The organism is Streptomyces sp. SID5785 (genome assembly GCF_009870065.1).
Lineage (GTDB): Bacteria > Actinomycetota > Actinomycetes > Streptomycetales > Streptomycetaceae > Streptomyces.
Genome location: NZ_WWIA01000834.1, coordinates 1 through 553 on the forward strand (window position 1 = coordinate 1; position 553 = coordinate 553).

Below are 553 nucleotides of genomic sequence, written 5' to 3' on the forward strand. Positions count from 1 at the left end.
CACGGACTGGGTCTGGGACCCGTGGACGATGCGCGTGCTGTGCGCGGCCGTCGTCCTGTGGCTGCTCGTGCGGCGGCGCGCGGTGGGCCTGGCCTGCTGGGTCGCCGTGACCTGCGCCGTCGGCACGCTCGTCCAGCAGGGGCTCAAGGCGGCGGTGGACCGGCCGCGCCCGGTGTGGCCGGATCCGGTCGACTCCGCGCGCTACGCCGCGTACCCCTCGGGGCACGCGATGACAGCCACGGTCGTCCTCGGCCTGCTCCTGTGGCTGCTGCGCCGGTACGGGGCGGCGCCCGCGACGTACCGCGCCGCACTGGCCGCCGGTGTGGTCTCGGTGCTCGGCGTAGGCGTGACCCGGCTCTGGCTCGGCGTGCACTGGCCGACGGACGTGCTCGGCGGCTGGCTCCTCGGAGCGCTGACCGTGGGCCTGGCCGTGACGGCGTACGAGCGCCGGGCGGCGGGCTCCGACCGCCCTTGACCGGCGCGTTCGGCGCCGCGCAGGATCGCACCCATGACGATCAAAGCGGTTCTCTTCGACTTCTCCGGCACGCTCTTC

1 protein-coding gene is annotated in these 553 nt (G+C 75.0%); it reads left to right on the plus strand.

The window, feature by feature from the left end:
- On the plus strand, positions 1 to 475 hold a 475-nt coding region (locus GTW43_RS26965; RefSeq protein WP_161304568.1), incomplete at its 5' end, for a phosphatase PAP2 family protein.
- Positions 476 to 553: the final 78 nt, after the last annotated feature.